Below are 24,414 nucleotides of genomic sequence, written 5' to 3' on the forward strand. Positions count from 1 at the left end.
TTCTCATGAGGTGAGCCCATGCGCGCAGTGCTGTGCGGCGGTACAGGATTTATCGGTTCCGCCTTGGCCGAAGCCCTCTCCGCCCGCGGAGACGAAGTATGGATCATAACCCGGAGCAAGCCTGCGGCGCCAGCCGCAGGCTTGCTTTATGCGACCTGGGATTCGTGGCTGGCCGACCCCGGGCAGACAGGCCCGATCGACGCTATCGTCAATCTGAGCGGAGCGACGATCGGGCGCAGATGGACGCCCAAAGCCAAAGCGCTTATCCTTTCTTCCCGTATCCAAGCGGCCGGGAGCATCGCGGATGCCGTCGCACGTATGCCTAGTCCGCCGGCCGTGCTCGTGAACGCTTCCGCCATTTCGCTTTACGGACACTCGGAATCGGTCCAAGGCCGTTATCCGATGCCCTTCGACGAGAGCGCGCCTCCGCATCCCGAGGATTTTTTGAGCGAGACGATCGTGCAATGGGAGGCTGCAGCCGACCGCATCCCGATCGAGCGTATCGTTAAGCTGCGGATCGGTCTCGCGTTGGGGAAGGGCGGCGGATCTTATTCGCTGCTCAGCCTGCCGACCAGGCTGTTCGCCGGAGGCCGGCTCGGCTCGGGCCGGCAGGGCATGCCCTGGATCCATATCGACGATATCGTGGGACTTATCCTGCTCTGCTTGGATACCGGAACGATCTCCGGCCCCGTCAACGCAGTCGCGCCGGATTCGGTCGACAACGATGCCTTCGGCCGGACATTGGCCAAGGTCCTGGGACGCCCGTATTGGCTCCACGCACCCGCATGGGCGATCCGCGCCGCGTTAGGCGAAATGTCCGCCCTGCTGCTAACCGGGCAGTTCGCGATTCCCCGCAAGGCGTTGGCGCACGGATACGTTTTCCGACAGCCCAAGCTGGAAGGCGCCCTTCGAGACCTGGAAAGCCGGCGTTAACGTATGCTAGGCCCGCAGGGGCTCGCTCGGCACGTGGAACCGGTAGATCGATCCGGCCATCTGCAGACAATCTCCCGCTTCGAGCGGATAAGCTTCGTAGGGCGCCATCGGACTGCCGTTGAGCCAGCTGCCGTTGCGGGACCCCAGGTCCTTGGCCAGCCAACGTCCTTGCTGGCGCAGCATCTCCAGATGCGCTCTGGACATGCCCCCCGATTCATCTACATGCTGAGCCGCCTCGCGCGAACGCCCGATCACAAGAGATTCCGCTTTCAGCGGTATTTTGCACGGTCGCTCCGCAGACTCCCATTCCAGGTAACATGCCGCGGGAGCCGGCGCCTGCGGCGAGACCAACAGTTCCGTCGCCTCCCGCTTTGCAGGCAGCCACTCGGTCTGCGGACGATCATCAAGCGATAGATCGGCAGAATCGTTCCGCTTGCTTCCCGACGCGTCCGAAAAGGCATCGAACCTCAAAGCCGGCACGGCAATCAACGCGCCGTCTGCCTTCCCCGGGCTGGCGTTCGGATCGGGCCGTGCCGGAAAGGCAGCGAGCCGGTCGGGCTCCTGCTCCCGCGCTTTGGAGTCACCCGCCACTTCGCGACGAGGCTCCTTCGGCTCTTTCCTTGTCCATCCGTTCCAGAAAAACAAACACAAGCCAGCGCAAGCCGCTGTCGCGCCGAGAGACAACGCGAGCCCTCGCGTGCCCGGAGCACCGGCATAGAGGGTTTTCCAGGCCGTACCCGCCGCGACCGCCGAGAGCGCCACAAGCCATATCCGCCATCTGGCGGCACTCATCCCCCCGGGCATGAAGCCTGCTGCCGCAGGCGCGTCATCCTTATTGCGGACAGGGACCGCATCTTGAGCGCGCCCTGATCGGAAGGCATCCGGACGTTGCCAGGCAGCTTCCGGGGCTTCTTCCTCCTGCCTTGCGGACGCTTTGTACGGCGGAAAGCCGGCCCGATCCAGCCGAGACAATTCGCCGAGCGCTTCTGCGGTTGACTTCCGCTCGGGTTGAAGCGCCGCAGGCTTTGCGGCCTGCTCGCTTCCCGCAAAACACTTTTCGCCGCTGTTCGTCGTTTGAACCATGCTGCCGATACGTTCTTCCGCGCGCTCGCACAGATACCGGCGGGCAAAGGCTCGCAAAGACGAAGGCTCGAAACCTTCGGCGGCCGTCATCTCGAGCAGCCTCTGCAGCACCGCGCCGTCCGGGTTATCCGCACGCATGACCCATCTTACGATAAGGCGTTCGAGTCCCGCTTCGTCTTCTGCCGCCGCGTTTGCCGCAAGCGGCAAATAGGCAAACCGCAGGTCATGCCAACCGCTCCCCGCGAAAATATATTCATCCCTTAGCAGCAGTCGTTTAAAATCCAGCATATGATCGTGACACTGCTCGGCCGTTTCCGCCAGCTTGCACAATGCGGCTATCGCGTCAGTCATCGTCCAGCGTTCGGACCGCAGCGACTGGCTAAGCATTTTGCTGCCGGCCAGCCGATAACGCAGCCCGATCCGCTCATCCGTTTCTTCTACGGACAACGGCAGCAGACCCGGTATCTCGCAAGCCTGCAGCATCCCCGTTTGAACGGCGTCCAGATCCTCTCTGCGCCAAGGCGCCGGCGCCCGTTCGAGAATCATCCATAGTCCGCGCTGCTGCTCGAATCTCGTTTTTAGCTCGGTCATGACCTCACTCCTTACGTCAACTTGCTGCCGGCACGCCGCGAGCTGCCGCTACCCGCCGGACAAAGCCAGCAGCGCATAGGCCGGCGCGACAGCCAGCATAAACGGAAACTTTGCGCCCTTCCCGGCGCGTGCCGGGTGCAATCCCCATGGCCATTCAAATCTAAGCGCAAAGGGACGTACGAGCGGCACCTTGAACAGGAGCAAAAACGCAGCGATTCCTCCCGCGAACAGCAGCGAATAGACAACCAATTCCAGTGCAGCCGAAGCGCCGGCCCATGAACCGTAGGCGGCGAACCACTTGACATCCCCGGCGCCGAGACCTCTGGCGGCATGAAGCAGCCATAGCGGTATCAAACCCGCTGCGAACCCGCCGATCGTCCACCAGAAACGGCCGGGACCGTATGCCGCGATTTGAAAAACAAAGCCGCCTGCCGCAAAAGCGATGCACAGTAAATTGGATATTTGCAAGCGCCTGATATCGCTCCAGCAGGCGAAGATCAACAGTACTGCCGTTGCCGCCCCTACAATCCTATCCACGGCTAACCTCCTATTCAGGCGGATTTGGCGTGCACCTCGAAAGACTGCTCAAGACTCCCTCCCGTATAAGAGGCTTCCCATGCCCATTCGCCGGGCGTGGTGTTGCCGGATACGAGCCAAGTCCACGAAACGCGGCCCGACACGTCGGCCGTCGCTGCACCCAAATGCCTGGCCTGGCTCAGACCGCTTTTGTAAACGACCTTAAGATCGACCGCAGCGCCAGGCTCCGCTCGCAAGACCAAGGTCACCCTGCGCCCGCGCTGAACGGGGGATGGCTCGAGCGAAACGAAGGCTAACGAACCCGCTTCGCCGCCAGGCTCCGGCGCCGCGGCAGCAATCCGCTCCCCTCCTGTCCAAGCCCGCTCCTTCACGGATGCGCGAAGAATGAGGGACCTTCCGGACCAAGGAAACGAAAATGGCAGCCTGTATTCCGCTTCTAAAGTCAGATACGCTCGGGCAACGTCCCGTGCATCCGGCAATTCAACGTGAACCAGCTTCATTCGCGAGGCCCGCAGCATAGACTTGCCGAGTCTGTCGGCAATGCGAGGCTCCAGCGTCTGCTTTGCCAAAAGCGCGTCCGGAAGCCAGTCGCCTGCAGCAAATTGGTCGGCCCACGCGGAGAGCGGATCGGGCAAATAGGGAGCAAGCTTGCCGACCGTCTCCTGGGGATCCGCCAGCCGGTCCTTCCAGCTTGCATAAGCATCCGTATCCGCAACGACAGCCTCGCCGGCACTGGCCAAACTCTCGGACAAGGGGTACCATACCGACGCTGTCTGCCTGGCCGTCTGGGACAAGGCGCCCTGCAGCGCCATGGCGGCAATTGAGGCGTGGATCAGATAAATCAAAAATAAAATGCAGATCATGACTGTTGGCATCGTCAACGCGGCTTCAAGCGTCAGGCTCCCCTCGCTCCCTGCCTGCTTTTTACTGGTAAGCGCTATCCGACGAAAAAGCCATCTCATAACGATTTCCCTTCACCGTCCCCTGCCAGGATACGCTTTTTCCTGCGAGCTTGGCGGCACCCGGCAAAAACCATAAACGCACCGAGGCGACACCTCGCGCGCTGACGTAGGTATAGGCTTCTTGAAGATCGACGTCTAGCTTGTTCTCGATCAATGCGATCCGACGGGCCGTCTGCGCGTCTGAGCTCCCGTGCAGCAGCAAAAAGAGCCGCACATAATCTTTATAATAAGTATCGATTTTTGCATATTTGGACAGCGGTATCGCGCTCCGATCCAGCAACCCCTGAATATCCTTCAAGGCTTCCGTAATGCCGTAAAGGGCGGCGGCGGCAAGCACGACCAACGGATGTCCATATGAGCGGCACTCGATCAGCCCTTCCATCGTACGTATCGCCAGACGCAGCGCAAAAAGTTCTCCGTATGCTGCCGCTATATTCGCCGAGGGATTGCGCAGTCCATAAAGCACGTACTCGTTCTCCTGTACGCCAGGCATGAGCAGGCCTTCTCCATCGCCGCCATCTTCCAACAGCGAGCGCACTGCGGACGGCTCCGCCGTAGAGAAACGCGCATAAGAGTATTCGGCGAAGTACATGGCATCTCGCATCCCCGTCACGCCGTCTCCAAGCGCATCCAGCCAGCCGTCCGCGGATGCAAACGCAGCCTTGCGTCCCTCAGCCATATCAGCGGGCAAGCGAGTAGCTGCTGCCGCTTCTTCTTGACCTTCATTCCAGGATAAATTGCGGCGATACAGCCAATCCAGCCGTTCAAACGCCTGCTTCTCCTCCGGCGACGATCGTATGCCCGCCAGCGTGGCCAGAAATGCGGCAGCGCCGGACCAGGCGGTACGCGACTTTTTTTCCAGCGTCCTGCGCTCCTCGTCGCCTGCCCGCTCGGACTTGAGCGCCTCGCGGCGTCCGGCCGTCACGCTGCCCGATGCGCCATGCTTGTCCGCAAAGCCGGCCAGCTGCGCTTGAAGGCGGTCAGCCCCGTCGCGCAGCGCGTCGTCCAATTCGGACGATCCCGGCGCCAAGTCCGACGTGCCCGCCATCGCTTCGGCTGCATCGCGCAGGCCGATGCCCGCACCTCGCACGCTTTCCAGCTCTTCTCTATATCGAGACCAATAATCATCGGTCAGTATAAGCTCTGAGGCGGTTCGTCGAAGCTCTTGCAGAGATCCGGCTTCTCCGCCGCCGAACCCGCCCTCCCCCGTCTCCTCCGGCCATTCGGCTGGCGTACCGACCGCACTTCCGGCATCCGCTGCAATCCGGGCCATTTCTTGATTGGCCGTCCGCGCCTCCTCCAGCTCCTTAGAAGCCGCTTCAAGCGATTTTTCCAGCGAGGAAAAGGCTTCTGCCGCCTGGCTTCGCAGCTGTCCCGCAAGCTTGACCACTCCGCGCTCATATGCCGAAATTTGTGCCGCGTACAAGGGACCCTCCACTGGAGCAGGCGTCGGCGAAGGCGACGGAGTCGCCCCCTGCGAGGGCGAGGCCCCTTTCCGTTTTTCTTCCGCCTCCCGTCGCAGTCTTTCCGCTTCCCGCTGCCGCCAGGCTTCGGCTCTGGCCGCGTCTTCGGCCCTTTTTGCCGTGTAATCGCCGTACATCAAAGCGGCGTCGGCAACATCCTGAACGTCTCCGGCAGGTCTGCCGCCCGTCATCGGTACCGGCGGCCGCGGGACGCTTGTCTTGAAAGCCTCCGTCATGGCGTCTCCGGCTTCGATCTGAAACTTCAGCGCGCGGTCAAAGGCTGCTTCGCGCTTCTCGTAAGCCTGACGCATGTCCTCCAGCAAATCGGACGTTTTTCGCGCTTCCTTCATCAAAGCGGGCAAGCCCTTGAACCGCGAGGCCAAATCTAGCGTCAAGTCGATCGGCGCCTTGTACTTCATCTCCTCCAGCACCTGCCGCTTGAACACGGCGTGGAAACCGAGCGGCCGGCTCACGATCGCTTCCCCGTCGCGCCATGCGGTATCGAGCAAGCGAAGCGCTTCGGCATTCTCGGGATCCCGATGCCCCTCCAGCACTTCGGACAGTATGGCCTCAGGCTGGCTGCCGCCGATCGCAAACAAGCCGTAGCGCTCGTACAATACCGGATCGTACGCGGACAACACGCCTCTGGCGCCTGCCTTTATCGACAGCTCCGCCTGCTTGCGAAAAGCGGCGATGCGACCGAAATCGATCAGCGTTCCCGTAAGAAAAATCATCGCCGCCAATACCGCGGCCATGTATATGGATACGGCTCCCGAAGTATCCCGTCCGAATCTAAACAGACGAAAGTCTGACAACCCAACGTCTTTTCTTGCGAAGCCGATCCTCGCGACTCTCCTGACTTTATTTCGATCGCGCATCTGCCTTCCTCCCTAACAGAGAGCCCGCTTTGCCAAGATAGGTTCCGGCACCGCCGCCTTCGCGTTTCGCTCGGGCCGTATAGTAACGGACAAGCTCGAACGTGCGCACCCATTCCGCAGGATCCGTCACCGGCGCCGACGCATCGGACGTAGCAACCGAAGAGCCGCGCAAAAGCGCCAGCGGGCTCAACTCGCCCGGATCCGCCGCCGAAACTGCGATCTCACGGCGGAGTCCTCCCCGCTCGTAGCGGATGCTGCCGCGCCAATTCCCGGCCAACGCTTCGGCGGCCGGATACAGCTTGCGCAGCACCGGCCGGTCCCCCGGATCGTCCGCTCCGGGGAAATTCAAAGCATCCGCCGAATCGTCCGCCGCCCAGCCGAAAAGTCCTTGAAGCAGCGCGTCATCGGTCAGACGCCAGTACAAGCCTTCGTATCGCCCTTCCTCGTAAGCGCCCGTCGCGAAGTCGCTCTCGGCATGGCTCCAGTTAAAGGCCACTCTTTCCGCCGCCATGCCCGATTTGTAATGGACGATCGCATGCTGAGCGGTAAACAGCGCGTAGAAAACGAGCAGAAATGTGACAATCAGCAATGTCGGCATCAGCATGCTTGCCTCCAGCGAATAAGACCCGGCAGTCTGGCGCCAGAAAGTTACGCCAGTATCGCGCAATCGCCCCCAAGCAGAGAAAGCGGCCGAACTAAACCGAGTAAAGGCCGCCATGCCTATCAGCTGAAAAACGAATCCGACTTGTCCTCAACCTTGCCGAACAGCCGGTCCAGAAATTCCAAAATCCAGTCCTTGAACAAAACGGCGATGGCGATGATCACCGCTGCGATCAGCACGATCTCAAGCGTGCCAAGCCCCTCTTCGTTTCTCCAAAATGCGTTCAGCTTGCAGCGCGCGTAAATGCCTAGCCTCGAAGGTAGACGTCGAATATTCATGAGATGACCCCCTGTAAATTGAAATTATTCAGTCGCCATCAGCAAGATCGAAGGCGTCCCGACCAATACCAGAATGATGAGAAAAATGATGGCAAGCGGAAACGCGAGCCTGGAGGAGGCACGTTCGCCGAGCGTCTTGGCCGCGGCTTTGCGTTTCTCCCACAGGATGCGCGAGAGCTCCCGCAGCGCGGTCACGAATGTATCGCCGCCGCGTCTTGCGTTCATCAACAGCGTTGTGGCGAACATCCTCGCCTCGGGCACGGCACATCGCCGTCCGAATTCCTCCCAAGTGAAAACAAAGGATTCTCCTCGCTTCACCGCCTTCACGGCTGCTTCAAGTTCCGCATAAAGCGTATGCCCCTTCCTTGCCCCGGCGCCTGCCGGCCGTTCGAGACAACGCTCCAGCGCCCGGAGCACATTTTCGCCCGCGCCCACCATCAGCAGCAGCCGGCTAAGCATCTCCGGCAGCTCCATGACGATCTCGTGCCTGCGCTGTTCCAGCATGCCGTACAGCTCTTTGCGCTTGATCAGCGGCAACAGCCCCGCCATCACCGCGCCCAGGCCCAGCAACGCGGCCCGGTCCGCCAGCCAGCCGAGCATCGCGCCTGCCAGAAGCGCCGCATATGCATAGGCGGCACACATAGCGGCATGCCGCGACAGCAGCGCGGATACGTCCCGTCCGCCGGACAAGGCGGACAGCGCGGCTTGCTCGCGATGCAGCCTCGGGGCGATCCACGGCCATAGACGCGCGCTGCCGACCAGCGCGCGCATCGGATCGAGCAGCAAGTGGCGGGGGGTGCCCCATTTGCGGCTTCGGAATACATGCACGAGCAGCGCCGCATAGCCGGCGAGCAGCAGCAACGAAATACCGCCGAGCAGAAACCGCATCATAGACGGATATCCATGATGCGCATCATCCACGCGCATACGCCCGCAAGTGCGGCCAAGCACAAGGTCAGCACGAGCAGCCCACCTCCCCGGTATAGCGGCTGCATATAATCGCCGGCGAAAAACCCGAGCATCCCGACGAAGCCGAACGGCATTCCCATCATCAGCTTGGACTCGAACTTTTTTTGCGCGATCATGACGCTGACCTCCATCTCGACCTCGAGCTTCTCCGCGATCAAGCCCGAGGTGCGCCGCATGACCTCGACGAGATCGCCGCCCGAGCGCTTGCAAATGCGAAACGCCTCGGCGAAGTTCGCGATCTCCTCAATGCCGCTGCGGACGGCTAGATCGCTCAGCGACAATTCGAGCGGCTCGCCGTTCCGAAGCCGATTCGCCACCGTGCGAATCTCCCGGAGCAGCGGCGCGTCCGGATCGCCGATCAGCATCGCCATGTCCGCCTCGAGCGCGCCGAATGCGTTCTCCACGGAGCGGCCCGCGGACAGCAGCGACGACAGCGTCTGCAGCATGTCCTTAAAATGCAGCCGCAGCCGCTCCTGCCTGCGCCGCCGCAAATGCCCGGCAACCAGCCTTGGCCCATACCAGCCGCATGGCGTCGCGAGCAGCGCGACCAAAGGCTGGCGATAGAGCAGCCATACGGCCGCGAATCCTAGGAACGCGGCTCCCGCCGTCGCGTATATGCGCTCGGAGCGCCCAAGCGCATATACGCGATAATCCGTCAAGCTCATGCCGTCACCTCCTCATTCGCTTCCAGCCAGCTGCCAAGCTTGCGCACATTCATCAGCTCGCCCGCCTGCCGAAGCAAGTCTCTGCGCGTCTTGCTCTCCGCCTCGAGCAAGTAGAGCGGGTTCAGCTCCACCTCCCCGTCCCGGAGACCCGCGATCTCGCTGATCTCGACCACGCGCCGGCTGCCGTCCCTTAATCGGCTGAGATGAACGACGATATCCAGCGCCGAGGCGAGCTGCCGCCGTACGACCGAAACCGGCAGCTCCGAGCCGCCGAGCACCATCGTCTCCAGCCTCGACAACATGTCGCGGGCCGTGTTGGCATGGCCGGTAGAAAGCGAACCCTCATGCCCGGTATTCATCGCCTGCAGCATGTCGAGCGCCTCCTCGCCGCGCACTTCGCCCACGATGATCCGGTCCGGCCTCATCCGCAGCGAGGCGCGGATGAGCTCGCGCATGCCGATCCGTCCTTTGCCTTCGGTATTCGCGTTCCGGGTCTCCAGCGACACGAGGTTCGCGATGCCCGGAATCTGCAGCTCGGCAGCGTCCTCGATCGTAATGATGCGCTCATCCTGCGGAATCCAACGGGCGAGCGCATTCAAAAAAGTCGTCTTGCCCGAGCCGGTGCCGCCGCTGATAAAAATGTTGTACTTGGCTTGCACGAGCTGTCGCAGCAGCGCCGCGGCCTCAGGGCTAATCGCGCCCAGCTTCACCAAGTCGTCCATGCCGAGCGGGCGGGCCGGAAACCGCCGGATCGTGACGATCGGCCCCTGCAGCGCGACCGGCGGCAGGACGACGTGCACCCGCGAGCCGTCGGGCAGCCGCGCATCCACGATCGGCGACGCTTCGTTGACGATCCGATTGACCTGCCCGACGATCGATTGGATCAGATCCTCCAGCCGTTCGCGGCTCTCGAAGCCGAGCGGCGCCCGCTGGAGCCGCCCTTCTTTCTCGAAAAAAATGCGATCGTGGCCGACGATCATAATCTCGGTGACGTCCGGATCCGCCAGCAGTGGCTGGAGCGCATCCAGGCCTCTGAAGGAGTGAAACAGCCGGCTGACGGCGGCCTCGCGCTCCGCAGACGTAAGTCGGCTCATCCGCGGCTCCGCAAAAAGTTCGCCTTCGATGAGCGCCCGCAGCTCGGCATCGCTTACCGCCGCATCCCACGCCAGCCTGGACCGGACGCGCTCGCGCACGGACGCGATCTCGTCCGGCGTCAGCCCGGCGCCGAGCATGCGTAACTGCCCCCCGCCGCGACAGGCTCCCGTAGTTCGCCGTCGCCCGGACGGCGTCCCTCGGCGCGCTGCGCATAATCCGTCATCCCCGGCAGCGCAGGGCGCTCGCCCGGACCGGTATAACCCAGGGCGTCGAGGAGACGGTCGACGCCGCCGGCGAACGCGCCCGCTCCCAGAATCGCGCCGATGTCAAAGACGCGCTTCCACTGCGGAATATAGGGCAGCGACAGCCACTGCCCGCCGCCGGAAGGCCGCGGAGCGTCGGGAGGCAATGCTCCAAGCGACTTGTTCCAAACATAAGTCGACTTGCTAAGCAGCTCCGGCAGCCGCTCGCCCCATTCCCGGAGCATCGTCTCTGTCTTGCGAAGGAGCTGGGCGTCCTCCGACGCGATCCAGCAGATCCTGCCGCTGAGCTCGAGCAAGCGCTGCTGCCAGCCCGCGAAGCCGCCGTCCGGATCGGCGACGATCAGATCGAAGCCGCCATGCCGGCGCAGCGCTTCGATCAGCGCTTCCAGACGCTCCGGCGTCATGGCCAGCAGTTCTGCCGGATGCTCGGCCGGTTCGAGATAACCCGCATTGATCGCCGATCGCCGCGAGCCGAGCGCACGAATCCGCGCCTCCGCCGAAGAAGGATGCGCCGACAGCTCGTACAGCAGCCGGGACAGTCCGTCCGGCTCCCGCCCGTCCGCCTCTCTTCCCTCCGGCTCTCCCCCGCCAAGCAGTTCGCCGACGCCGCACAGCGCCTCCAGATTCAAATACATGACGCTGTACCCGCGCTCGGCTGCCTGCCTGGCGATGTTGAGCGCAAGCGTCGTCTTGCCCGCGCCTCCGCCGGCCGAATAAACGGTCCACAGCTCCGTCCCCTCCGCCGGCTTCGCCGAAGCCGTCCCGACCATCCTGCGAATCTCCGCCGCAAGACGCGGAAGCGACTGATACTGCGCGATGGCTGGCAGGCCATCGTGCTCTCCCGAAGTCCCATCGTCGGTCAGGACGACGACTTTAGCGCCGCCCGGCGCCGCCTGCCGCACGACATGCAGCAGCGACTGCTGCACGACCAGCAGATCCGCCCCGCGCCAGGCTTGCAAATGATGCGCCAGCGCATCCGCCTGGCTGAACGCCGCGATCTCCGCTTGCGGGTCCCGTTCCTTCAAATAAAGCGCCAGCCGGCTCGCGTACCCCGGCTGAGGCGCGGCTACGACCAGCCGAATCCCCATCTTATCCAGCTCCTCCCTATCGTCGGCAACGACAAAAAAGCACCGCCAATTTCGATGTCATCATCGAAATCAGCGGTGCTTCCGCATGCCGTACGTTTGAATATATTTCTAAATTATCACGGCCCGGCGCCCGGCGTCAATCCTTTTTCGATGCCGTTGCCACAACCGTTGCCACACACAACCGCTAAACCCGACGGTCACATTTTCGTCAGCCGCACGTCGTCGATGTGCAGCGTCGTGCCGCCCGGCGAGTCGACATAGAAGCCGACGTCCACCTGCCCGTTCGTCACGAAAATATTGCTGATGCTGATATACTTCCAGACGCCGTCGTTCGAGATATTGTAGTACTGCGCCGTGCCGCCGTAGTTCGAGATTTCCGCCCGCGCCGTTGTCGGCGTCGTGTTCTTCAGTCGAACCCGCGCTTCGAACTTGTAGTTGGCGTTGTTGACCGGCACGCTCACGACCTGATGAATGCTCTGCTGGTAGGCGCCCCCGAGCCAGAAAAACGCGCGCTTGTCCTGCGTCCAAGGAGACTCGGGCGGATTGGTGCCCGACCCGCTGTCTATGCCGAACGCGAGCGTCTGTCCCGTCGGATGCCATTCCGACCAGTTGCTGTTGTAGGCCGTGTCCCGGTCGAAGTCAGGATTGTCGAGCAGGTTCAGCTCCGACTCTGGCGTACCCGGCGTGGCCGAGGCGACCAGCAGCCGGTCGAGGTTCACGTTCCCGCTATTGCCCGCATCATATTTGAAGGCGACCAGGTTAACGCCCGCGCTAAGCGTGACCGTCTTGGTGACGTCCTGCCACACGTTCCAGTTCGCCCCCGGACTTGCGAAGCTGACCGAACCCGCGCCAGCGCCGTTTACGTAAGAAGTCAGCGTCTTCGTCGATCCCGAACCGTTCGCGTACCGCAGCGCAAGCGTATAGGTGCCGGCCGCAGGCGCGTTGACCCGGAATTCGGCCTGCCCGCCGACAGCGCTCAGATTATCCGCGAACGCAGTCCCGGAGTAGAACCAATGGTCCTTGTTGACGCCTGCGCCGCCGGACAGCTTCGCGCTTTCCGCTTCGTACTTGGCAACGGCGGCCGCATACGGAACTTTGACGTAGTCCAAGTTCGCATTGCCCGTGTCGCCCGCATCGCTGTCGTACTTGTACGACAAGCTGTTGCGGCCCGCCTCGAGCGGGATCGTCTCCGTCTGCGTCGCCCAGGTGTCCCAGTTCGCCTGGTTCGCAAGCGTCGTTTGCTTGACCCGCTTGCCGTTGACGTAAATGCTGAGCGACTTCGCCGAGCCAGTCGAATTGGCATAGCGGAGATCGACCGCATAATCGCCGCCCGTCGCCACGTTCGGGTAGAAAGTGACGGCCGCGCCGGCATTGCCGAGCCCGTCGACGAAGCCCGTTCCAGCATACCCGCTGTGGTTGTTGTTGACGGTTGCCTTGGTCGAGGTCGTATTGCCGGACAAAGAAGCGTCCTCGGCCTCGTACTGCGTCGCGGTGTCCGTCACCGTCGCGGATCCGCTGACGACGACGTTTTTAGCCGATGCCGCGCCCGCCGCGATTTTGACGTAAGTGACGTCGCCGTAGACGTCCTTCGTCTTCGTCCAGCCCTCGCCCGCTGCCGCGCGCAGCGCGTTCAAGCTGGCATAGGAGGTCGCGCTCGAACCGCCGATCGTGACGCCCGTGCCCGCTTTGCCGTGAATGGCCGCGAGATAATAAGCGACCGGCGCCGCGTACGTGCCGCTCTTGGCGCCGACGCTGAACGAAATGCCACTCGCGCCGTTGTCCTGCGCCGTCATCGTCTGCTTGAAGAACCCGGTGCCTTCATAGTTGTAGGACGTGCCGTCGTCGTCGTAATACGTGAAGCTCGACTGCGCCGTGTCCGGGAACACGTCGACGTTTATCGTGGACACGGACGTTTGTCCGGTGTAATCCAACACCTTTTGCGTTGGGATGATCGCCCCCTTCTTGACGAACACGGGAATGTCGCTCCACGTGCTCGCATTGACCGGGTAGCTGATCGTCTGCCCGCCCGCGTAGGCGGTGCCGCGGAAGTAGTCGATCCAGTTGCCGCTCGGCAAATAGACGGACTTGGACGTCTGCTGCTTGTCGACGACGGGCGACGCCAGCAGCCAGTCGCCGAACATCCAGGCGTCCAGGTTGTTTTTGGCGTTCGTATCCGTCGGATAATCGTACAGGAGCGGACGGACCAGGCCGACACCCGTCTCGTACGCGCTGCGCTCATAGGCGTACATATACGGCATCAGCCCATAACGCAGTTGAATCGCCGACTTGGACGCTTCCTCCGCGGTGCTGCCGTATACCCAGGGCTGACGCTGCTGGTGATTGTTGCCGTGAACGCGGAATACGGGCGTGAAGGCGCTGAACTGGATCCAGCGCGCATACAGCTCCGGTGACGGATTGCTCGTCGTGCCGTCCTGCTGGTTGAAGCCTCCGGTATCCATGCCCCACTTGGGCTGCCCCATATTGATCGAGGACAGCATGGTCGCCCGCTGCTCCTTCATGCCCGCGGCCCAGTTGATTTTTTCCCCCTTGTACCATTGGATCCCGATATCCCCGGACCACAGCGTCGTGGCATATCGTTGCGCGCCGGGATAGTAGGTCCGTGCCGTCTGCCAGACGCGGTTCGTCGAAGAATAGGCACGCTGTCCTTCATAGATCGCTTGCGAAAAATGGGTCGTGGTGAAATTGCCGAACCAGAGCGTGGTTCCGCCGGAGGACACCTTGTCCGTCTCGTCGTTCCACCAGCCGACGATGCCTTTGTCGAACGCGCCTTTGGAGTGATCCCAGTACCAGGAACGCTCCGCGGCGTTGTACGGGTCGATGCTGCGCACAGTGACCGGAATGAAATAATCGGTGTATGCGCTGTGGCCGGGATACCAATACCCGCCCGCGTTCGCGTCGATCGACTGCTGGGTCGTGTGACTGGACAGGTCGGTCGTGACGATGCGCGGCTTCGTGATGCCGATCATTTTCACGCCCTTGCCGTCCATCGTCGTCTTGAGCGCCGTTGTGGACGCGCTCGGGAAGTTCGTCGTATTCCACGTGAACTCCCCGTAGTTGTCCTGCCCGTAATTTTTCCAGTCGTAGTCAAGGCCGACGCTGTCGAGCGGAATGTTTTTCGCCCGGTACGTGTCCACGTTCGCGAGCAGCTCCGTCTGGTTCGTATCCCACTCGAAATTGGAGAAGCCAAGCGACCACTTGGGCATCATCGGCGATTTGCCCGTAATGTCCGAGTAAGAGCTCATGATCTGCTTGGGCGAGCCGAGCATGATGTAGTACTCCACGTCGTTCTTCGTGTATCGTCTGCCCTCCGTCGGCGTTCCGCCGTAGTAAAATTCCATTTTGCCCGTCGCCGACTCGGTATACGGATAGCCGCCGTCGCTGTCGACCAGCACGCCGTAGCCCGCCGTCGACCAGATGAACGGACCGCCGGCGTCGCCCTGCTCGCCCGCATGGGCGCCGTGGCTGTTGTCGTTGCGAAGCAGGTCGCCGCCGTCCTCGAAGGCGTTGTAGCCGCGGATGCCGTACATATTGTCCGCCGTATTGTGCAGGAACCGCACGCCGTCGTAGAAGACGCCGCCGGACGATGGCTCCCAGAACAAAGTCGTTCCGTTCGACTTTTTGACGGTGAGACGAGCCGGACTCTTGGCGATCTCGATCTTCATATCTGCCGTCGTCACCGTAATCGGATCGCCGGCCGTATTGATCGTGGCGCCTGCCGCGCTCCAGGTTTTAGAGGCGTCGATCATCGGCGTGTCGGCGCTGGCGGCGACCGAATTCGGCCGATAATCCACCTTCGCGATGCCCGAAGAGAGCACCTTGATCTCGAGAATATCGTCGCTCGGCTCCGTGCCGTTGTCGATCGTCAATGTGAGCGTGTCGCCCGACACGCTGCTGGCGGTCACGTTGCCCAGCGCGCCGACATAGGCGTACGCCGGACTTGCGCCCAAAGGCGCGAACAAGGCGGCGCCCAGCAGGACGGCGGTGAGCAGACTCGTGCTTTTTTTAGCCAAACTATCATAGAAATGACGCACCATCGGCAGCCTCTCCTTCCATTTTAAAAGAACCGTTCGTTACCAGCGGATGGCCACATTGTCCAGATTAATGCCCGATGCATTGGTCGCGTCGTACTGCACGCGAATCGTATTCAGCCCCGCGTTCAGGGACGTCGACGTCGTCGCGGTATTCCACGTATCCCAATTCGCCGTCGCCAGCAGGGACAGATCGGTCACCTTCGTGCCGTTCTTGTAGATCGCTCTCGACGCCGCGCCGCCGCCCGCGCTGTACCGTACGTCGATCGAATAGGTGCCGGCCGTCGGCGCGTACACCTTGAACTCGACAAAGTCGCCGGAGGTCGCGAAGCCGTCTACGAAGCCCGTGCCCAGATAGCCCGTATGGTCCGTGTTCGTGGACACGGCGAAATGCGTGGCGAACTCGGCTTCGTATTCGTTCTTGTCGACGCCGCTCAGAACGATCGAACGGGCTGAGGCGCCGGACGAGATTTTGACGTAAACGAGCTTCGCCACCGTATCGTAATACCAGCCCTGCGAAGCCGAGGTCAGACCGCTCAGCGTCGTCTGCTGCGTCAGCGCCGAGCCGTCCTTCGTCACCGAGGAAGGCTTCTTCGTCAGCACCTGCAGCGTGCTCGTCGTCGTCAGCGCTGGCACGGACACGGTCACTTGGTCCGAACCGTAATTTTCGGTCGACGTGATCGTCTTCGTCGTCGAACCGTCGTACCAGCTGTAAGAGGTCGTCCCCTGCGGGAAGACGCGGAACGTCAGGTTCGTGTAGTTGGTCAGGTCGTTGCCGATCGTGCCGCCGACCGTATACGTGCTATTCAGGTTCATCGGCAAGATCGCGCCCGCCTTGGCGAACACCGGCAGATCGTCCACGGACGCATAGTAGCCGATCGTCTGGGAGCCCGGACGCATCGCGCCCCACCAGAAGTCGACCCATTCGCCGGCCGGCAGATAGACGCTCTTGTTCGTCTCGCCCTGGTTCACGACCGGCGCGACGAGCAGATTGTCCCCGAGCATGTACTGCGCGGTCAGGCCATACGTATTCGTATCGCCCGGATAGTCGAGCACCATGGCGCGCATCAGCGGCACGCCCGTGTCGCTCGATTTTTTCCCTTCGCTGTACAAATACGGAATGATGTTATAACGCGCGTTGATGAACTTCTGCGACGTCGTCAGCACGGTCGAGTCGCCCGTGCGCGAAGCCGCGTTCCATGGCGAACGTTCCTCGCTCGGCGACGGCGACGCCTTTTCCGAGTGGAACTGCATGACCGGCGAGAACGCGGCCATGGCGATCGAACGCTTGTACAGCTCCGCGGTCGGGTACGAATCTCCCGTAAAGCCCGCCAGATCCCAGCTCGTAAACGGCACGCCCGAGATGTTGGCCGTCAGCCCCGCGAGCACCGCCTGCTGGTAGGCGCCGAACGTCGACTCCTGGTCGCCCGCCCAGAAGATCTGATTTTTCTGTGCCCCGCTCGTGCCCGAACGGCTGAACGACACGGAATTCGCGTTTTTGGACAGCGCATACGCGTTATAGGCCCCGACGTACTCGTTGGGGTACTGATTGCGCATTTCGTCGCCCTTCTTGCCGTTGCTGAACGTCAGCGACCGGCCCCACACCATTTCTCCGCCGTCCGTCTTGAAGCCGTCGATGCCGATGCCGTCGAACAGATAGGCGCGCTTGGACATCCACCAATTTTTCGCCGCCGCGTTCGTAAAGTCGAGCAGCAGGCTGTTCTCGAACCACGAGCCCGCGGGCAGCCGGTACTGGCCGCCGCTGCCGTCGCCGACCGCATAGCCCTGCGACACCATATAGGACTCGTCGTTATCCTTTTGCGTGTAAGCGTAGCTCGTATACTTCTGGATCGGCACCTGCCAGAGCACCAGCTTCATCCCGGCGTTATGAACGTCGGTCGCCATCTGGGCCGGGTTCGGCCATTTCGTGCCGAAGGTGAAGTCGCCGTACGAGAACGCCGCGCTGCCGGTCTTCGGCGTGTAGGTCGCGTCGTTAAAAATATAAAACGTGTTTTCGTCGCTCCACTGCTCCAGCACGACCGCCGAGGCGGGAATGTTGTTCGTGCTCGCGCTGCTAAGCGCGGCGGTCACCTCCGACTGCCGGTCCCACTCGTTCGCGGACATCCACAGGCCGAACGCCCACTTGGGCAGCATCGCCGGCTTGTAGGTGATGTCCGTATAGTTGGAGACGACGTCCTTCAGGTCGCTGCCGTAAATAAAGTAGTAGTCCAGCAGCGAATTCGAGCCTCCGCCGGTATTGACCGTGAAGTTGTACATATCCGTGCGCTCGGTCGCCATTTTGAACTTCGAATAATACGTTGAGTTGACGTAAATGCCATAGCCGTTCGTGTTGATGAAAAAGGGGATCGCCATGTACGTCCGGTCGTTCTGGTTTTTGTACTGGTTGTACACGTAGGTGTCCACGTCGTAGCCGCGCTTCTGGAAGTTGTTGTAGTGCTCGCCGAAGCCGTAGAACTGCTCGCTCGTCGGCGAATACAGGTTGTCCTGCACTTTGTCGATAACGTTCGAGCCGTCGGTCAGCCACGCCATGTTCTTGTTGACCGAATTGTCGTATTCGCGTGCGATCAGCGTCGTGCCGTCCGGCTTGTACACGCTGAGTTTGTACGGATTTTTATCGATCCGTATTTTGAGCGCGCTCGTGCTGATCAGATAGTACGTCGTGTTGTCGGCAAACGTATAATTGCTGAGTCCCGTCGCGAGCGTGCCCGTCCCTTTGGGAGACAGCTGTACGCGGAACACGTCGGCCGCCTGAAACGAGATGCCGATCTTGGGCGACATCGTCCCCGTATTCGGCGTGGCGCTCAGCGTCACCTTGTTGCCGCCGTCCGTATAGCCGCTCACGCTGGCGACGGATTCCCAGCCCGTCACCGTGAACGTGAACGGACCGATCGTCTTCTCGTTCGCGCCGTCCTTGTTGGCATGGATCGTATACGTGACGACGTCGCCCTTGGCGAAGGTGCCCATGTTGATCTGCCAGTAGCTGTTGCTGCCGCTGTTGTACTGCCAGGTGCCGTTGATAACCGACTGCGCCGTGCCGTTTTTCGTCCAGGTGATCCAGGTCGCTTGCCCGCTCTCGATCGGCCAGGTGGTCAGCTTCAGGTAAACCGTGTCGCCTGCGACCGGATCCCTCGGATAGCGCTCGGTCAGTTGTACGTCGTACAGATCGTCCGTGCCGTATGGCGCATGATAAACGCCGGAGATGGCGAACGCGCTCGCGGGAACCGCCAGCAGAACGACCAATCCGAGCAACAGCGCCGATGCCAGACGGGAATGCCATCTTGTTTTCATAACGTCAATACCCCTTTCCCAAAATGAATGTCGTATTGCGCAAGCAGTCTGCTTACCCGCCCCTCGACTAGCCCGCTGTCCGTTACATGACGCATCCCTCCTCTCCAGTCGCGCCGGATGGACGCTTCAGGGCGTACCGGCTGCCTTCGCGTCCGCGCCGTCCATGCCTGCAGCGCCTTCTGTATCCGCGCCGGGATTCGGATTCGGAATGCGCACCGTCACTTCGCCGCTCGCGGTGAAGCTCGCCAGCCACTGCGGCACGAGCTCGTTCAGCCGCTGCTGGCGGATCAGCTCCACGATCCGATCCTTGGCCTGGTCGGCCGTCTCCGTCGATGCCGGCTTGCGATCCGTCAGCTTCAGCAAATGATAGCCGTACGCGGTTTTGACCGGCTTGCTATAGGCGCCTGTCTTCAGCTGCCCGGCCGCTTGCTCGAGCTCCGGCGCCGTCTGTCCCGCGGACAGATAGCCCAGGTCGCCGCCCGCTTCCCGCGTCGCCACGTCCGCCGAAAACTCGGCGGCCAGCTTGGCGAAGTCGGCGCCCTTGGCGAGCTCGCCGTATAATTCCTTCGCCTGGTCCTCGGTCTTCACCAGGATGTGCGACAAGCGGACCTGCGCGGGGTGATGGAACGACGCCTCGTTCAGCTCGTAAAACTGCGAGATTTGCTCATCCGTCACTTTAAGCTCGGACGCGAACAGCTTGCCGATCTGCAGCTGCATCTTGATCTGCGCAGCAAACCCCGCTTCGTCCAGTCCGACGGAGCTGAGATAGCTTTGAAATTCCGTCTCCGACGCGAACGAGCCGCGCATCTTCTCCATGCCGGCCTCAAGCTCCTCCCCGCCGACGGTCAAACCCTTGGCCGCAGCCTGTTCGTCCGCGAGCTGCCGGATGACCATCTCCTGCAGCGTCTGCGCGCCGACTTGCCGGAGCATCGCTTCGTACAGCTCATCCTTCGTAATGTTCGTTTTGCCCACCGTCGCCACGATGCTTGCCGATTCGCGGGCGTCCGCTTTTGGCGCACCCGCATCCGGTTTTGCGCCGTCCGCGCCGGCGTAAGCGTATACGGCGAACAAGACAATGGCGATAAATACCGCAAGTCCGCCGACCGTCAGCCATTTTTTCATCACTTCGTCGCTCCTGTCCGATAGGGAATGTTGGATCGCCGTTTCGTCCATTTCTTCTCGCCGATGCCACTCTCGCCGGGCCTAGCCTTCCTGGGCGGCGTGATTCGGCTTTTTGCCCTTGTAGATCTCGTAAATCATGTCTTCGATGTCCGGCTCTTTCACCGAGATGTCGCGGATCGGATAACGGTCCGCCAGCTCCGCGATCAGCCTGGACGCGCTGATGCCGTTTTTCTCGAACCGGAGCCATACGCGTTGTCCTTCCGCCTTCACGGTTTCCGCCCGCGAATGGTACACGCCGGGCACCGGCCGCTCCAGCTCCACCTCCAGCATCCGGTACGGCGCGAGCCGCGAAAGGATCGCGTTCAGCGGTCCGTCCTCGACGAGCTTGCCGTGGTTGATGACGACAAGCCGCCCGCACAGCTGCTCCACGTCGTCCAGATCGTGCGTCGTCAGGATGACCGTGGTGCCCCGCTCCTTGTTGATGCCGGCGATATACCGGCGGATCGCCTGCTTGGCCTCGATGTCCAGGCCGATCGTCGGCTCATCCAGAAACAGGACGGAAGGAGAATGAAGCATCGCCGCCGCGATGTCTCCCCGCATGCGCTGGCCGAGCGACAGCTGGCGGACCGGGATGTCCAGCAGATCGCCGATGCCGAGCACGTCGTGCATCAGATCGAGATTCTCTCTGTACATGCGCGCCTCGATGCGATAGATCCGGCGCAGCAGCTCGTAGGACTCGCCCAGTCTCAAGTCCCAGTAGAGCTGCGTCCGCTGGCCGAACACGACGCCCAGGCGCCGCACGACCTCCTTGCGGTGACGCTGCGGCGACAGCCCGTCGACCAGGACCGATCCCGAAGTCGGATGCAGGATGCCCGTCATCATCTTCACCGTCGTGCTCTTGCCCGCCCCGTTCGGACCAAGAAAGCCGACGATCTCTCCCGCTTCGATGCGGAAGCTGATGCCGTCTACGGCCCTTACGGTCGTTTTGCGGGGAGCGAAGAGGCCGGCAAGTGAGCCGCCCAGGCCTTTCTTTTTTCGGACCAGCTTGAACGCCTTGACCAGATCCCGAACTTCCAATTGACCCATGTCCTTCACGCTCCCGCGCTTTCGTAGTTTCGCAATCCCCGGTTGAACACGAAGTGCGCCAGGACGAACAAGACGGCGCCGACGATCGGCGTCCAAAGCGAAATGTCCGGCAGGCCCGGCGCCCGGCAGGCTTTGTCCAGCATGGCGCAGGCCGGATAGAAGCTGATGAAGGCGATCGGCAGCGCCGCCGTCAGCACGGCTTGCAGCGCGTAAGGATAAATCGACAGCGGATAAAGCGTAGACCGCTCCATGAAGTCGTTGAGCAGCATGAACATCGACTGGCTCCGCTTGGTCCAGAACGCGACCGAGCAAAAAATTGTAAAGACGGAAGAACGGATCAGCGCGGCGCCCGCCACGACGAGGCCGATCCGGATCGTATGGCCAACCGTCCATTCGAAGTGCGCCAGCCGGCTGCCGTAGATCAGAATGGCGACGCCCACCGCGACGTCCATCAGCCCGATGATGTTGATGTACTTAACCGTGAATTGGTAGAACACGCCGAGCGGACGCAGCAGCATCCGGTCGAACTCTCCGCGCAGCACGTACGTCTCCAGCCACAGGTTCTGAACGGAAAATACCATCGTAATGCCGTGGCTCAGCTGGCCGAGGCCGTACAGGAAGGCAAGCTCCGCGAACGTCCAGCCGCTGAGCGGCTGAAAGTTGGATACGATGAAGCGAAGCAGCAATATGCCCGTGCCGTACATAAGCGGGATCATAACGAAGCAGCTGAGATAGTACATCGGGTACTCCAGCTGCTTTTGCAGCGACAGCTTCAAGTAAAACAAGCCGACGGAAGCGTAGTATCGCAGCTTGTCCGGCATCGCTATCCCCCTTGTACGAGCACGCGCTTGCGGGCCCGGCTCCACATCGCGGCCGCCGCGAGCGAGAGCGCGACGATCCAGCCTGCCTGTACGAGCAGCTCGAAGGCGATCCGCCCGGGAGCCAGTTGCCCGATATAGATGCCTAGCGGCGTTTGATAAATATAAGAAAACGGCAGGAATACAAGCACGCTTCGCGCCTCCTCGGGAAACAGCCACAGCGGAATGAAGCGTCCGGACAACAGCAGAAGCACGCCGTCCTTGACCGTGCCCAGATTGCCCAGCTGCAGCACCCAGAAGCAGAGCAAGCCGAGCATGAGACTGATGAGCCAGAGCAGCACGAAGCTCAGGCAGGCGCTGACGAGAAACAGCAAAAACGCGGCGAGGCTGACGGGCAGCGGGTTTTGCAAAAACAGCGCCATGACCAGCAGCAGCGGCGCGAGCTGCGTAGCGACGGCGCCGAGCGCCGTGCCGACATCCTCGAAAAAGTACATCAGCACGAGCCGGACGGGGCGAAAAAAATCGACGGCGATATCGCCCTGTCCGATGCGCTCCTGCAGCTTCTCCTCCACGGTTTTCGGAAAAAACGACGTCAGCAGCACCGACATCATCGCGTAGACGATCATCCCGTCCTCCGTCACGCCCGCGACGCTGTCGATGCCGCGGTAGGCCGCCTTCCACAGATACAGGTTGGCGAGCAGGACGATGACGTTCGTACCGAGCGCGGCGAATACCTCGAAGCGATAAGCCAGCGAGACGAGCAGCTTCAATTTGGCCGCGTACAAATACGGACTCAACGTTCGCTCCACCTGTAGACCCGGGCCTCGTAAGGCAAAAGCGCAAGCCGTATCGATCCTTCTCCGGCATCCCTTCCCTTGTCGGAAACGGGACCTGCAGCCGCCGTCTCCGCAAAGGCCGAGTCCTCCCCGTCGCCGCCATGGTTGGCGATCAACAGCTCCGCGTGCGGGTCAAGCCGTCCGGACGGCACGTCGAAGGTCGCCGGCGTCCCGAAGAAATTAAGCACGACAAGCAGCCTCTCGTTCCCGAGCCGCCTCGCATAAGCGAAGACCGACTCGTCCTCCTCGGCAAGAAGCTCGAAATCGCCGTATACGATGACCGGATGCGCCCTGCGCAGCGCGATCAGACGCCGGTAATAAGACAGCACGGAATACGGATCTGCCAGCGCGCGCTCCGCGTTGATCACCTTGTAGTTCGGATTAAGTCCGATCCAGGGGACGCCGTCCGTAAAGCCGGCCTGTTCGCCGTCGTTCCACTGCATCGGCGTCCGGACGTTGTCGCGCCCCTTCCGGTAGATCGCCTCCATGGCCTGCCGCGGCTCCATCGCCCCCCGCTTGGTCGCTTCGTTGTAAAAGTTCAGCGTCTCGATATCGCGGTAATCGTCGATCGAACCGAAGCGGACGTTGGTCATGCCGATTTCCTCGCCCTGATAGATGAAAGGCGTGCCCTGCAGCGTGTGCAGCAGCGTGGCCAGCATCTTGGCCGACCGGACGCGGTAGCGGCCGTCGTCGCCGAAGCGGGACACCATGCGCGGCTGATCGTGATTGTTCAGGTACAGACTGTTCCAGCCCTTCCCGTGAAGCCCGGTCTGCCAGGCAGCGACGATGCGTTTGATATCGCGCAGCCGCCAGGGCACGACGTCCCATTTCCATAGCGGTCCCGAATCGACGCTCATCAGCTCGAAGTTGCAGATCATGTTCAGCTCCCGCCGCTCGTCGCGAACGTACTCGGACGCGGTCTCGGGCGTCACGTTCAGCGTCTCGCCGACCGTCATCAAATCGTAACGGCTCAGCACCCGCTCGTTCATCTCCCGCAGCAGCTCGTGCACGCCCGGCTGGTTGGCGTACAGGCGCTCGTCGAACACGTAGCCCTCGTCCGTCGCCGGCGGCCTGTCCGAATCCGGGAAGCCCTCCGCCTTCAGAATCAGGTTGATCGTGTCCATCCGGAAGCCGTCGAAGCCTTTATCCAGCCAGAAGCGCATCATTTCGTAAATTTCTTCCCGGAGCGCGGGATTTTTCCAGTTCAAATCGGGCTGCTTTTTCGAAAACAAGTGCAAATAATATTCGCCGGTCGTTTCGTCGTAGGCCCAGGCGGACGAGGAAAAGTAGGAGCGCCAGTTGTTCGGCTCCCTGCCGTCTCGTCCTTCGCGCCAAATATAGTAATCCCGCTTCGGATTCGTCTTGGAAGAGCGGGATTCGGCGAACCAGGGGTGCTCGTCCGACGTATGGTTGACGACGAGATCCATGATGATCCTGAGCCCGCGGTCGTGCGCCTCCCGCAGCAGCCGCTCGAGGTCCGCCATCGTGCCGAACGCCGGCATAACGTCGCGGTAGTCGGAGATGTCGTAGCCGCTGTCTTCACCGGGGGAGCGATAGACGGGACAGAGCCAGATCACGTCGGCGCCAAGACCGCGAATATAATCGAGCTTCTCCGTGATGCCGTTCAGGTCCCCAATGCCGTCCCCGTCCGAATCCCGGAAGCTGGCCGGGTAGATCTGATAGACGACGGCTTCCTTCCACCATCTCGCGCATTCCATCGCTTGGCCC

At 61.8% G+C, this 24,414-nt stretch carries 18 protein-coding genes; 1 reads left to right on the top strand and 17 read right to left on the bottom strand.

Going from position 1 to position 24,414, the window contains the following annotated elements; genetic code table 11:
- Nucleotides 1–18 precede the first annotated feature (18 nt).
- A complete protein-coding gene (locus KB449_RS19870) occupies nucleotides 19–933 on the top strand; it encodes a TIGR01777 family oxidoreductase (RefSeq protein WP_282910018.1) in 915 nt (304 codons plus the stop codon).
- A 6-nt stretch (nucleotides 934–939) separates the two neighbouring features.
- Here KB449_RS19870 and KB449_RS19875 read toward each other — a convergent pair whose 3' ends face one another.
- The 17 genes from KB449_RS19875 to KB449_RS19955 form a co-directional block, all read right to left on the bottom strand.
- Nucleotides 940–2,607 carry a DUF6382 domain-containing protein gene (locus KB449_RS19875; protein WP_282910019.1) on the bottom strand — a complete coding sequence of 556 codons (1,668 nt, stop codon included), beginning with the start codon at nucleotides 2,605–2,607 and terminating at the stop codon, nucleotides 940–942.
- A gap of 48 nt (nucleotides 2,608–2,655) precedes the next feature.
- Nucleotides 2,656–3,144: an A24 family peptidase gene (locus KB449_RS19880; protein WP_282910020.1), complete on the bottom strand. Its 489-nt coding sequence runs from the start codon at nucleotides 3,142–3,144 to the stop codon at nucleotides 2,656–2,658.
- 14 nt (nucleotides 3,145–3,158) lie between these two features.
- Nucleotides 3,159–4,106 carry a hypothetical protein gene (locus tag KB449_RS19885; RefSeq protein WP_282910021.1) on the bottom strand — a complete coding sequence of 316 codons (948 nt, stop codon included), beginning with the start codon at nucleotides 4,104–4,106 and terminating at the stop codon, nucleotides 3,159–3,161.
- A complete protein-coding gene (locus tag KB449_RS19890) occupies nucleotides 4,069–6,324 on the bottom strand; it encodes a hypothetical protein (RefSeq protein ID WP_282910022.1) in 2,256 nt (751 codons plus the stop codon). Before KB449_RS19890 ends, KB449_RS19885 begins: the two co-directional genes overlap by 38 nt.
- Nucleotides 6,325–6,430: 106 nt before the next feature.
- Nucleotides 6,431–7,045, bottom strand: coding sequence for a hypothetical protein (locus tag KB449_RS19895; RefSeq protein WP_282910023.1), 615 nt, complete (start codon nucleotides 7,043–7,045; stop codon nucleotides 6,431–6,433).
- Between the two features lie 125 nt (nucleotides 7,046–7,170).
- Nucleotides 7,171–7,386: a Flp1 family type IVb pilin gene (locus KB449_RS19900; RefSeq protein ID WP_282910024.1), complete on the bottom strand. Its 216-nt coding sequence runs from the start codon at nucleotides 7,384–7,386 to the stop codon at nucleotides 7,171–7,173.
- Nucleotides 7,387–7,410: 24 nt separating this feature from the next.
- Nucleotides 7,411–8,277: a type II secretion system F family protein gene (locus KB449_RS19905; protein WP_282910025.1), complete on the bottom strand. Its 867-nt coding sequence runs from the start codon at nucleotides 8,275–8,277 to the stop codon at nucleotides 7,411–7,413.
- Nucleotides 8,274–9,020: a type II secretion system F family protein gene (locus KB449_RS19910; RefSeq protein WP_282910026.1), complete on the bottom strand. Its 747-nt coding sequence runs from the start codon at nucleotides 9,018–9,020 to the stop codon at nucleotides 8,274–8,276. The genes KB449_RS19905 and KB449_RS19910 overlap by 4 nt, the downstream gene beginning before the upstream one ends.
- Nucleotides 9,017–10,252 carry a TadA family conjugal transfer-associated ATPase gene (locus KB449_RS19915; protein ID WP_282910027.1) on the bottom strand — a complete coding sequence of 412 codons (1,236 nt, stop codon included), beginning with the start codon at nucleotides 10,250–10,252 and terminating at the stop codon, nucleotides 9,017–9,019. Before KB449_RS19915 ends, KB449_RS19910 begins: the two co-directional genes overlap by 4 nt.
- Nucleotides 10,234–11,466 carry a CpaE/TadZ family protein gene (locus tag KB449_RS19920; protein ID WP_282910028.1) on the bottom strand — a complete coding sequence of 411 codons (1,233 nt, stop codon included), beginning with the start codon at nucleotides 11,464–11,466 and terminating at the stop codon, nucleotides 10,234–10,236. The genes KB449_RS19915 and KB449_RS19920 overlap by 19 nt, the downstream gene beginning before the upstream one ends.
- A gap of 197 nt (nucleotides 11,467–11,663) precedes the next feature.
- Nucleotides 11,664–15,521: a TIM-barrel domain-containing protein gene (locus KB449_RS19925; protein ID WP_282910029.1), complete on the bottom strand. Its 3,858-nt coding sequence runs from the start codon at nucleotides 15,519–15,521 to the stop codon at nucleotides 11,664–11,666.
- Between the two features lie 36 nt (nucleotides 15,522–15,557).
- Nucleotides 15,558–18,824, bottom strand: coding sequence for a TIM-barrel domain-containing protein (locus KB449_RS19930; RefSeq protein ID WP_282910030.1), 3,267 nt, complete (start codon nucleotides 18,822–18,824; stop codon nucleotides 15,558–15,560).
- Between the two features lie 126 nt (nucleotides 18,825–18,950).
- Entirely contained in the window at nucleotides 18,951–19,946 is a 996-nt protein-coding gene (locus tag KB449_RS19935) for a peptidyl-prolyl cis-trans isomerase (protein ID WP_282910031.1), read from the bottom strand.
- Nucleotides 19,947–20,027: 81 nt separating this feature from the next.
- A complete protein-coding gene (locus KB449_RS19940) occupies nucleotides 20,028–21,032 on the bottom strand; it encodes an ABC transporter ATP-binding protein (RefSeq protein ID WP_282910032.1) in 1,005 nt (334 codons plus the stop codon).
- Nucleotides 21,033–21,037: 5 nt separating this feature from the next.
- Entirely contained in the window at nucleotides 21,038–21,853 is an 816-nt protein-coding gene (locus tag KB449_RS19945) for an ABC transporter permease (protein ID WP_282910033.1), read from the bottom strand.
- 2 nt (nucleotides 21,854–21,855) lie between these two features.
- Nucleotides 21,856–22,647 carry an ABC transporter permease gene (locus KB449_RS19950; RefSeq protein WP_282910034.1) on the bottom strand — a complete coding sequence of 264 codons (792 nt, stop codon included), beginning with the start codon at nucleotides 22,645–22,647 and terminating at the stop codon, nucleotides 21,856–21,858.
- Nucleotides 22,644–24,404 (bottom strand): glycoside hydrolase family 13 protein, encoded by a 1,761-nt coding sequence (locus KB449_RS19955; RefSeq protein WP_282910035.1) that lies wholly within the window; start codon nucleotides 24,402–24,404, stop codon nucleotides 22,644–22,646. The genes KB449_RS19950 and KB449_RS19955 overlap by 4 nt, the downstream gene beginning before the upstream one ends.
- Nucleotides 24,405–24,414 lie beyond the last annotated feature (10 nt).

The sequence above is a fragment of the Cohnella hashimotonis genome (assembly GCF_030014955.1).
Classification (GTDB): Bacteria; Bacillota; Bacilli; order Paenibacillales; family Paenibacillaceae; genus Cohnella; species Cohnella hashimotonis.

Excerpts from the sequence above, each read along its gene's own strand:
- KB449_RS19870 (WP_282910018.1), top strand. The coding sequence starts at position 19 with ATGCGCGCAGTGCTGTGCGGCGGTACAGGATTTATCGGTTCCGCCTTG.
- KB449_RS19875 (WP_282910019.1), bottom strand. The coding sequence starts at position 2,607 with ATGACCGAGCTAAAAACGAGATTCGAGCAGCAGCGCGGACTATGGATG.
- KB449_RS19885 (WP_282910021.1), bottom strand. The coding sequence starts at position 4,106 with ATGAGATGGCTTTTTCGTCGGATAGCGCTTACCAGTAAAAAGCAGGCA.
- KB449_RS19890 (WP_282910022.1), bottom strand. The coding sequence starts at position 6,324 with ATGGCCGCGGTATTGGCGGCGATGATTTTTCTTACGGGAACGCTGATC.
- KB449_RS19895 (WP_282910023.1), bottom strand. The coding sequence starts at position 7,045 with ATGCCGACATTGCTGATTGTCACATTTCTGCTCGTTTTCTACGCGCTG.
- KB449_RS19900 (WP_282910024.1), bottom strand. The coding sequence starts at position 7,386 with ATGAATATTCGACGTCTACCTTCGAGGCTAGGCATTTACGCGCGCTGC.
- KB449_RS19905 (WP_282910025.1), bottom strand. The coding sequence starts at position 8,277 with ATGATGCGGTTTCTGCTCGGCGGTATTTCGTTGCTGCTGCTCGCCGGC.
- KB449_RS19910 (WP_282910026.1), bottom strand. The coding sequence starts at position 9,020 with ATGAGCTTGACGGATTATCGCGTATATGCGCTTGGGCGCTCCGAGCGC.
- KB449_RS19915 (WP_282910027.1), bottom strand. The coding sequence starts at position 10,252 with ATGCTCGGCGCCGGGCTGACGCCGGACGAGATCGCGTCCGTGCGCGAG.
- KB449_RS19920 (WP_282910028.1), bottom strand. The coding sequence starts at position 11,466 with ATGGGGATTCGGCTGGTCGTAGCCGCGCCTCAGCCGGGGTACGCGAGC.
- KB449_RS19925 (WP_282910029.1), bottom strand. The coding sequence starts at position 15,521 with ATGGTGCGTCATTTCTATGATAGTTTGGCTAAAAAAAGCACGAGTCTG.
- KB449_RS19930 (WP_282910030.1), bottom strand. The coding sequence starts at position 18,824 with ATGAAAACAAGATGGCATTCCCGTCTGGCATCGGCGCTGTTGCTCGGA.
- KB449_RS19935 (WP_282910031.1), bottom strand. The coding sequence starts at position 19,946 with ATGAAAAAATGGCTGACGGTCGGCGGACTTGCGGTATTTATCGCCATT.
- KB449_RS19940 (WP_282910032.1), bottom strand. The coding sequence starts at position 21,032 with ATGGGTCAATTGGAAGTTCGGGATCTGGTCAAGGCGTTCAAGCTGGTC.
- KB449_RS19945 (WP_282910033.1), bottom strand. The coding sequence starts at position 21,853 with ATGCCGGACAAGCTGCGATACTACGCTTCCGTCGGCTTGTTTTACTTG.
- KB449_RS19955 (WP_282910035.1), bottom strand. The coding sequence starts at position 24,404 with ATGGAATGCGCGAGATGGTGGAAGGAAGCCGTCGTCTATCAGATCTAC.